The sequence below is a fragment of the Exiguobacterium sp. s189 genome (assembly GCF_018617615.1).
GTDB classification, from domain to species: Bacteria; Bacillota; Bacilli; order Exiguobacteriales; family Exiguobacteriaceae; genus Exiguobacterium; species Exiguobacterium aestuarii_A.
The window spans coordinates 1-7,695 of record NZ_JACSKM010000021.1 but is presented as its reverse complement, the minus strand read 5'-3'; the positions used below and the strand labels follow the sequence as shown (position 1 = coordinate 7,695).

The window sequence follows — 7,695 nt, the reverse complement described above, 5'->3', positions numbered from 1 at the left end:
CGTGACCAGAAGCCGGAAGGCTTTTTCTGGCTGGCGCATCGGACGGTCGACGCCAAGCACAATTTCATCGTCGATGTACACGTCACACCCGGAAACGTGTCGGACAGCACCGTCTACCTCGATCGGCTCGACCATGTCCTCGAACGTTTCCATTTCCCGCTCGAGGCGGTCGCACTCGATGCCGGTTACTTCACGACCGGGATCGCGAAGGCGCTCGTCGAACGGGGTGTTTTCGGGGTCATCGCCCGGAGGCGTTTCGGCGGGAAGAAAGGAATGTTCCGCAAGACCCGATACACGTACCTGCCGGAAGAGGATGCTTATCTCTGTCCGGCGCGACAGCGCCTCACCTATCAGACGACGGACCGCCACGGCTATCACCATTACGTGTCCGACCCCTCCATCTGTCAGAACTGCCCGCTCCTCGAGAAGTGCACGTCCAGCCGGACGCACCGAAGGGACATCACACGCCACGTCGATGAACATTACCGCGAGCAGGTGAACGAGAACCGCCTGTCCGCGTCTGGGAAATCCCTCTACCGACTGCGGCCGCAGACCGTCGAGCGCTCGTTCGCCGATGGGAAAGAACTCCATGGGCTCCGTTTCACCTTCTACAGGGGGACCGCGAAGGTCCAACGCGCCAATCTGGTGGCAGCCACCGCACAAAACATGAAGAAGCTGGCCAACCTGTTGGCCAGAAAGGACTGTCTACATAACATTTCTTCAATCTTTTGTCGGACAGAACGCCTCAAGCTCGTTGAACATAAAAAAAGACGAACCAAATCGCCATATGCGATTTGGTTCGTCAACAGCCTGAAGTCGCTCAACCGAGCGACTTTTTATTGTTCGTATACCAGTTTCTTCTGAAGGCTATCTTCGCTGAATACCCATCCAGTGAATGAAGACAATACATCATTCGACTGTTCGTCTACGATGACGACAGCGACGAACGGATACATATTTTTTGAGAAATAACGTAAGTTCGTGAAACGATATTCAATCATTCCGTTATGGCGTGTCACGGTATACGTGTGAATTTTTGAAAACTCGAGGAACGCTTGCAAATCAGCATTTTTTCGAGCTTCGACGAAATGAAGATCTTCTTCCCCAGGCATCGGTTTGTCGCGGAAGCGACCACACTCGATGACTTTCCCTTTCTTCACTTTCACGGCTCCGAGACCATCGCGGAAACGGACGGCAACGTGCCAATCATCCCAACCGATTCCTGGTGAGATAAATAGTTCATGTGCACCGGCAAAGTGTCGTGCCACAGTAGCGAGCGCACGGTTACGCAATTTAAACTGAATTGCATAGTAACTAATGACAAGCGCAATGAGCAATGCAAAAATAGGGACAGTCGCACCGGTAATCATCCATAATGCATATGCACCGTAATAAGCAGAGAACAAGTACGGATCAAACGTTCCGATGACACCCCAGCCAATCCACTTTTTCGAAAATGGCTGTAGCGCTTGCGTCCCGTAAGCGTTGAATAAGTCGACCGTGACGTGTAACAACACAGCGATTTGTGCCATGACCCATAGGGAGGCGGGATTGACGCCAAGCACCGTACCGATGACGGCACTGACGATAATCGGCCAAGCAAGCAGTGCGGTGATTCCGTGTGAACGACCGCGATGCTGGCGTAAATACGTACTATTTCCTTTTAACTTAAAGACGGTGTCGAAGTCTGGTGCATGCGAGCCGACGAGAGCCGTGGCTGTCATGGCCAGAAACATCTGTGCATCACCTGACACCTCCGGGCTGAGCGTCGCGATGGCACTTAAACCAAGTCCCATACCAATGTGTGTCGCAGTATCCAATGTGCTTCAGCACCTCCATCAATATATACAAAATCACGTCATCTGTTCTTAATAATCATACAATATTTTTAAAACGAGGGGAAACACAATGCTTAATCTTGATAAATTGTTCACAAATTATAATATTCATCAATTCAATGAGGGATTGGTCACGTGGTTCAATCGTGAAAAGCGTGATTTACCTTGGCGTCATGCGAAAAATCCATATCGCGTCTGGGTGAGTGAGGTCATGTTACAACAGACGCGGGTCGACACGGTCATCCCATATTACAACCGTTTCATGGAACGATTCCCGACACTTGAGGCGCTCGCTTCCGCCGAGACAGAGGAGGTCGTCAAGTATTGGGAAGGTCTCGGTTATTACTCACGCATCCGAAACTTACACGAGGCAGTCAAAGAAGTCGCTTCTGTTTATGATGGCATCGTCCCCGAAGAGAAGGAACGTTTCGAAAAATTGAAGGGAGTCGGCCCTTATACGACGGGAGCGGTGTTGTCGATTGCTTACAACCAACCGGAACCAGCAGTCGATGGGAACGTCATGCGCGTCATGTCGCGACAATTCGGGATCTATGACGATATCGCCGTACCGAAGACGCGTAAACTATTTGAACAAGTCGTTCGTCGTTTGATGGACCCGACTCATGCTTCTGATTTTAATGAAGGCGTCATGGAATTAGGGGCGACGGTCTGTACACCGAAAAATCCGATGTGCTCGCTTTGTCCGGTCCAAGACACCTGTTATGCGTATGCCCACCACGTTCAAGATGAGCTGCCGGTGAAAACGAAAAAAGGAGCGGCACGTGTCGAAATGTATGACGCGCTATGTATCGAAAAAGATGGGAAAGTCGCCTATGAACAACGACCAGAAAAAGGACTGCTCGCTGGGATGTGGCAATATCCGCTTACCGAACGAGGAACGGGGGAACAGGTAAACGGAACTTATCTCGGGCAAGTGAAACACGTCTTCTCCCATATCGTTTGGTATATCGATTTATATCGAGTCGATACGCTCCCGACCGATGATGTCGTTTGGTTAGACGCCTCAGAGCGCGAGGTGAAGACGGTTTCTGTGGCTCAACAAAAACTAGAACGATTGGCAGGTGGTGAAAGTGAGACGATTTGATGTAGAGTCGACATACGATACGGCGGTTGATACGCTATGGGATCTATTACAGGATGCTTCGCTTTTGACGAAGCTGACAAAGTTTCCTAAAGTACGTCTAATGGGGGATGGTGCCTCGGTCGAAGGCAATGAAGTGAAGTTGTTAATAGGGGTCGGTCCAATAGAATTGCCCTGGAATAGTGCCATCTCGATTTCAGGAAACAGGGCGTTCTGTGATCAAGGGAAGACACTGCCGTTTCCGTTCAAACGGTTCACGCACGTGCACCGAGTCGAGTCGCGTGACGGAAAGGCGGTCATGATTGACGAAGTGACGTTCGATAGCTATGTTCCGAACATACTCGTCGAATATTTCGTGCTTCGTCCGATGTTTCAGGAACGGGCACGGGCCTTCCAAAAAACACTAAATTCATGAAAATAAGAGATTTCCTTTTTCATTGGTTCTGAAAGTCGCTATAATTAAATATGAGAATTGTATAGCATCACAGCGGAAAGGAGGAGCTTATGAGCTTATTTCCCAAAGCAGGTAGCAAAATCGAGATACAGAGCTACAAGCACAACGGAACTTTGCATCGCGTTTGGGAAGAAACGCTCGTCCTTCAGTCGTCAAAAACGGATATGATCGGATTCAACGACCGCATCATGGTCAGTGAATCAGACGGTCGGCAATGGAGAACGCGTGAGCCGGCAATTTGCTACTTTTCATCTGAGTATTGGTTCAATGTCATCTGTATGATTCGCGAAGACGGGATTTACTACTACTGTAATCTAGGTTCGCCGACTACATTTGATGGGGATGAACGTGCCATCAAATATATCGATTACGATTTGGACATCAAGGTGTTCCCGGATATGTCGTATACGATTTTAGATGAAGATGAATATGAGCGGCATCGTCGCGAGATGAATTATCCGAAAGCGATTGATCGAATCTTGAAGCAGAACGTGCAAGAACTGATCAACTGGATTCGAGGACGGAAAGGTCCGTTCAACCCAACATTCGTCGATGAATGGTATCGCGAATACGAAGCACGTTACCGGAGATGATTCCTCATCTCCGCTTTTTTTCTTAATGAAGGAGGAACTATGGGTAGTATTAAACGTTATCTGCAATTTGTTAAACCTTATAAAAAACAAATTGCCCTAACGATTTTCGTCGGGATTTTAAAGTTTTCGATTCCGCTCGGATTACCGTTACTTTATAAATATGTCATTGATAATTATTTAGGTGATGATGCGCCGAGACAGGACTATACGACGCTTGTCTGGTTATTCAGTATCGTCTTCTTTGTCTTCCTCGTTCTCAAGCCACCAATTGAATACTTGCGTCAATATTTGGCGCAGTGGGCCGCGACCCGTGTCTTGTTCGATGTACGGAACAGACTGTTCGATCACGTCCAGAAGTTGTCGCTTCGCTTTTATTCAAACAATAAGACGGGGCAAATCATTTCGCGGATCATCAACGACGTCGAACAGACGAAAGACTTCGTCATCACCGGCTTGATGAATATTTGGCTCGATATGATTACGATTTTCATCGCTATTGGAATCATGTACACGATTGATCCACAACTCACACTGATTGCCATCTTACCACTTCCGTTCTATGCATTTGCGGTCCGTTATTTCTATGGACGGTTGCGTCGCTTGACGCGTGAACGCTCGGCAGCGCTCGCTGATCTTCAGGGACATTTGACGGAACGTGTGAACGGGATGGCGGTCATTCGAAGTTTTGCGCTAGAGCCTTATGAAAACAAGGCGTTCGAACAACAGAACGGCGGTTTCTTGAATGCGGCGCTTAAACATACGAGTTGGAACGCCAAAACGTATGTCGTCGTTTCAACCATCACAGATATCGCGCCGATCCTCATCTTCACAACGGCGTCGTGGCTCGTTATTCAAGAACAGGTAACGCTCGGTACGCTCGTTGCGTTCATTGCTTATATTGACCGTCTCTATGCGCCGCTCGGACGTCTCGTCAACTCGGCGACGACACTCACGCAGTCGGTCGCTTCGATGGACCGTGTCTTTGAATTCTTGGATGAGACATATGATATCGAGGAGAAACCGAACGGATTCGTCCCACTGTCGACAGCAGGTAAAATCGATCTTGAGCATGTGAGCTTTTCGTATGAGCAGGACGGGACACGGGCATTGAACGATGTGAACCTTCAAATTCGTTCTGGGGAACGCGTAGCATTCGTCGGGATGTCCGGTGGCGGAAAGTCCACACTGGTCAGTCTGATTCCACGCTTCTATGACGTGACGGATGGAAGTATCAAAATCGACGGGGTCGATGTACGTGATTTCAAATTGCGTGCGCTCCGTGACCAGATTGGAATGGTTATGCAGGATTCGGTCCTCTTCAGTGAGTCGGTCGCGATGAACATCCGCATGGGGAATCCGGATGCGACGGATGAAGAAGTCATCGCAGCGGCGAAGGCGGCTAACGCCCATGAGTTTATCTCGAAACTACAGGACGGATATGCGACACCGGTCGGGGAGAAAGGTGTCAAACTTTCCGGAGGACAAAAGCAACGACTTGCAATCGCGCGTGTGTTCTTGAAGAACCCTCCGATTTTGATTTTAGATGAGGCAACGAGTGCACTTGACTTAGAGAGTGAAGCGATGATTCAAGACTCGCTTGCTCGTCTGACGAAAGGGCGGACGACGTTAATCGTTGCCCATCGCTTGTCGACGATCACCGACGCCGATCAAATCGTCGTTGTCGAGAACGGACAAATCATGGAGACAGGAACGCACGAAGAACTGATGCGTCGTCGTGGTGCCTATTATGATTTGTATATGATTCAAGATTTAGCCGTAGTTGAATAACGAAAAAGTCGAGTCCGTATAGGGCTCGACTTTTTTAGTGGTCTAAAAATCGTTTACGCACATCGGGGGAAGGGAGCGTGCACACTTCCTTCTTCCCGAATAGACGTGTCCGATGTTTGGCGAAGAGATCATATCCGCGATCACGAATCCATTTAGGTACGAATCGGATGAACCGGAGCAGGCGCCAACGGCCATCAAGGTGCTCGGCAATCCGAATCGCTGCGTCTGATTTCAAGTAAGGAACACCTTCTTCAATGTAGACGATACTGTCGACTGATTCTGGGATTCGGTGTCGTGCTCGATACGAATGACCGACTTCGCTTTGGAGCGATGCGAAGTGAATCGAGGCATGTCGGTCGTGACGAATAATGAACTGGACACTGGCATCGCAAAAGTTGCAGTCTCCATCGAATAACACAATCGCAGGCAAGTGCTTCGCCTCCTTCATCGTACTGTTTTACCGTTTTGTGTTCATGTTAAACGTCAAGCCGCGAGTTGGCGAGCAGGTTGCATCTTATATAGCGATACATAATACAAGTAAGCACCGAGGGCACCAAAGATAAAGATATACCCGCTCATGAAGATAGGACCGATGAACGCACCGACGACGATACCGGCTGCCGCGACGAGTTTGGCACCATGGAACGTCAGGCCACCGAATGCAAGATAAGAAGCGCGTCGCTCAGGGTCGAGCAAATCGACTTGTTTCACTTGTCGAATCGGAGAGTAAAGAAGCTCACCAATCGTAAAGATGATTGCAAGTGCGGCGAGAACGATGAAGGAATTCATTGATGTGATGGCGGCATAGGCCGTCACGTACAATGATAATCCGACGAAGAAGACGGCTTTCTCTTTAAACCGCTTGACGAATGCGGTGACGGCGAACGTGATGGCGACGACGAGCAACGTGTTTTCAAGTTGCATAAAAGCCATCATGCGTACTCCGTCAAATGGTATTCCGAAAATTTGTCGACTTTCAAATGACTCGGCTAAATGGACACCGATGTAATTCGCCATATGAAACTCGGTCGAAAAGACGAGCATACTTCCGAGGACGAAGGTGATCCAACGGCGATCGCGCAACGCGATTTTATAGTTTTCGATGACCCCGTGAATCGGATTTGACGGAGTCGAACGGTTCCCAGTATACGTATCGACCAAATAACGTTGAAGTACAATCGTCGTGATTGTAAGAACGATTGTCATGCCGATGAAGAGAGCGAAGCGATGGTCTCGATAAAAGGCACCTCCAAGCATGACCCCTCCTGCGATAGCTAAATTGACGAGCCAATAGTCATATACATAGATGGCTTTTCGATTCGACTCTTCCATTGAATCGATGACGATTGCCTCGAGTGCCGGATAGTTCAACCCGTTCGACACGGCATGCCCGAAGTAAAGGATGGCGACGACAAGTGCCCAGTTATTCGATGGGTGAATGGCGACGGTCATACCAAGAAAACAGATGATTTGAATCACCTGACCAATTTGTAAGATAACCTTCCGATTGAACCGATCGGAGAAGTACCCACCGAATAGGCCGGTCAAGTAGCCGACAATAACGAATGACGTCATGATGATTCCAGCGGGCACTTTACCAAGTTCTTCTGAAAAATAGAGTGCCATGAATGGGAAAATGGCAGAGCCGACGATCCGAATACAAAATCCGCAAACGAGTCGCAAGCGGACGTTTAATGGAAAATCCTTAAATTTCATATTGTGAGCACCTCCTTGGTTCTACTGTAATGGGGGACGGTGCTCGATAAAAAGAGACACTTTTGCTGAAGATGTCCCCTTTTAGGCAATAAAAAAGAGATGCTCGCGCATCTCTTTCAGCTTGTTGACAAATAAGATGTTCGAACTCGTCCTTCCGGCGCCCACGCTTTCCGCAGGCAATCCCGGAGCCGCATCGCGACTCAG

The 7,695-nt window shown here is 48.9% G+C and carries 8 protein-coding genes; 5 read left to right on the top strand and 3 right to left on the bottom strand.

Annotated elements, in window-relative coordinates; all coding sequences use genetic code 11:
- The coding region (locus tag KNO99_RS15135; RefSeq protein ID WP_214750068.1) for a transposase at nt 1-864 on the top strand (864 nt) is incomplete at its 5' end.
- On the opposite strand, the gene KNO99_RS15130 is transcribed toward KNO99_RS15135, so the two are convergent.
- Nucleotides 837-1,820, bottom strand: coding sequence for a metal-dependent hydrolase (locus KNO99_RS15130; protein WP_214750066.1), 984 nt, complete (start codon nt 1,818-1,820; stop codon nt 837-839). The two genes, KNO99_RS15135 and KNO99_RS15130, sit on opposite strands and share 28 nt — an antisense overlap.
- 88 nt (nt 1,821-1,908) lie before the next feature.
- Between KNO99_RS15130 and mutY the strand changes: the two genes are divergently transcribed.
- The 4 genes from mutY (at nt 1,909) to KNO99_RS15110 (ending at nt 5,775) form a co-directional block, all read left to right on the top strand.
- A complete protein-coding gene (gene mutY, locus KNO99_RS15125) occupies nt 1,909-2,943 on the top strand; it encodes an A/G-specific adenine glycosylase (protein ID WP_214750064.1) in 1,035 nt (344 codons plus the stop codon).
- Nucleotides 2,930-3,355, top strand: a complete 426-nt coding sequence (locus tag KNO99_RS15120) for a hypothetical protein (RefSeq protein ID WP_214750062.1) — start codon at nt 2,930-2,932, stop codon at nt 3,353-3,355. The genes mutY and KNO99_RS15120 overlap by 14 nt, the downstream gene beginning before the upstream one ends.
- Nucleotides 3,356-3,444: 89 nt before the next feature.
- Nucleotides 3,445-3,987 carry a nucleoside tri-diphosphate phosphatase gene (gene ntdP, locus KNO99_RS15115; protein WP_015880896.1) on the top strand — a complete coding sequence of 181 codons (543 nt, stop codon included), beginning with the start codon at nt 3,445-3,447 and terminating at the stop codon, nt 3,985-3,987.
- Between the two features lie 39 nt (nt 3,988-4,026).
- A complete protein-coding gene (locus KNO99_RS15110; RefSeq protein ID WP_074033116.1) occupies nt 4,027-5,775 on the top strand; it encodes an ABC transporter ATP-binding protein in 1,749 nt (582 codons plus the stop codon).
- 34 nt (nt 5,776-5,809) lie between these two features.
- Here KNO99_RS15110 and KNO99_RS15105 read toward each other — a convergent pair whose 3' ends face one another.
- A complete protein-coding gene (locus tag KNO99_RS15105; protein WP_214750060.1) occupies nt 5,810-6,205 on the bottom strand; it encodes a thiol-disulfide oxidoreductase DCC family protein in 396 nt (131 codons plus the stop codon).
- Between the two features lie 53 nt (nt 6,206-6,258).
- A complete protein-coding gene (locus KNO99_RS15100) occupies nt 6,259-7,491 on the bottom strand; it encodes an MFS transporter (protein ID WP_214750058.1) in 1,233 nt (410 codons plus the stop codon).
- Nucleotides 7,492-7,695: the final 204 nt, after the last annotated feature.

Bases quoted from the DNA above. Each gene is read 5' to 3' on its own strand.
- KNO99_RS15100 (WP_214750058.1), bottom strand. From the start codon at position 7,491: ATGAAATTTAAGGATTTTCCATTAAACGTCCGCTTGCGACTCGTTTGC.
- mutY (WP_214750064.1), top strand. From the start codon at position 1,909: ATGCTTAATCTTGATAAATTGTTCACAAATTATAATATTCATCAATTC.
- ntdP (WP_015880896.1), top strand. From the start codon at position 3,445: ATGAGCTTATTTCCCAAAGCAGGTAGCAAAATCGAGATACAGAGCTAC.
- KNO99_RS15110 (WP_074033116.1), top strand. From the start codon at position 4,027: ATGGGTAGTATTAAACGTTATCTGCAATTTGTTAAACCTTATAAAAAA.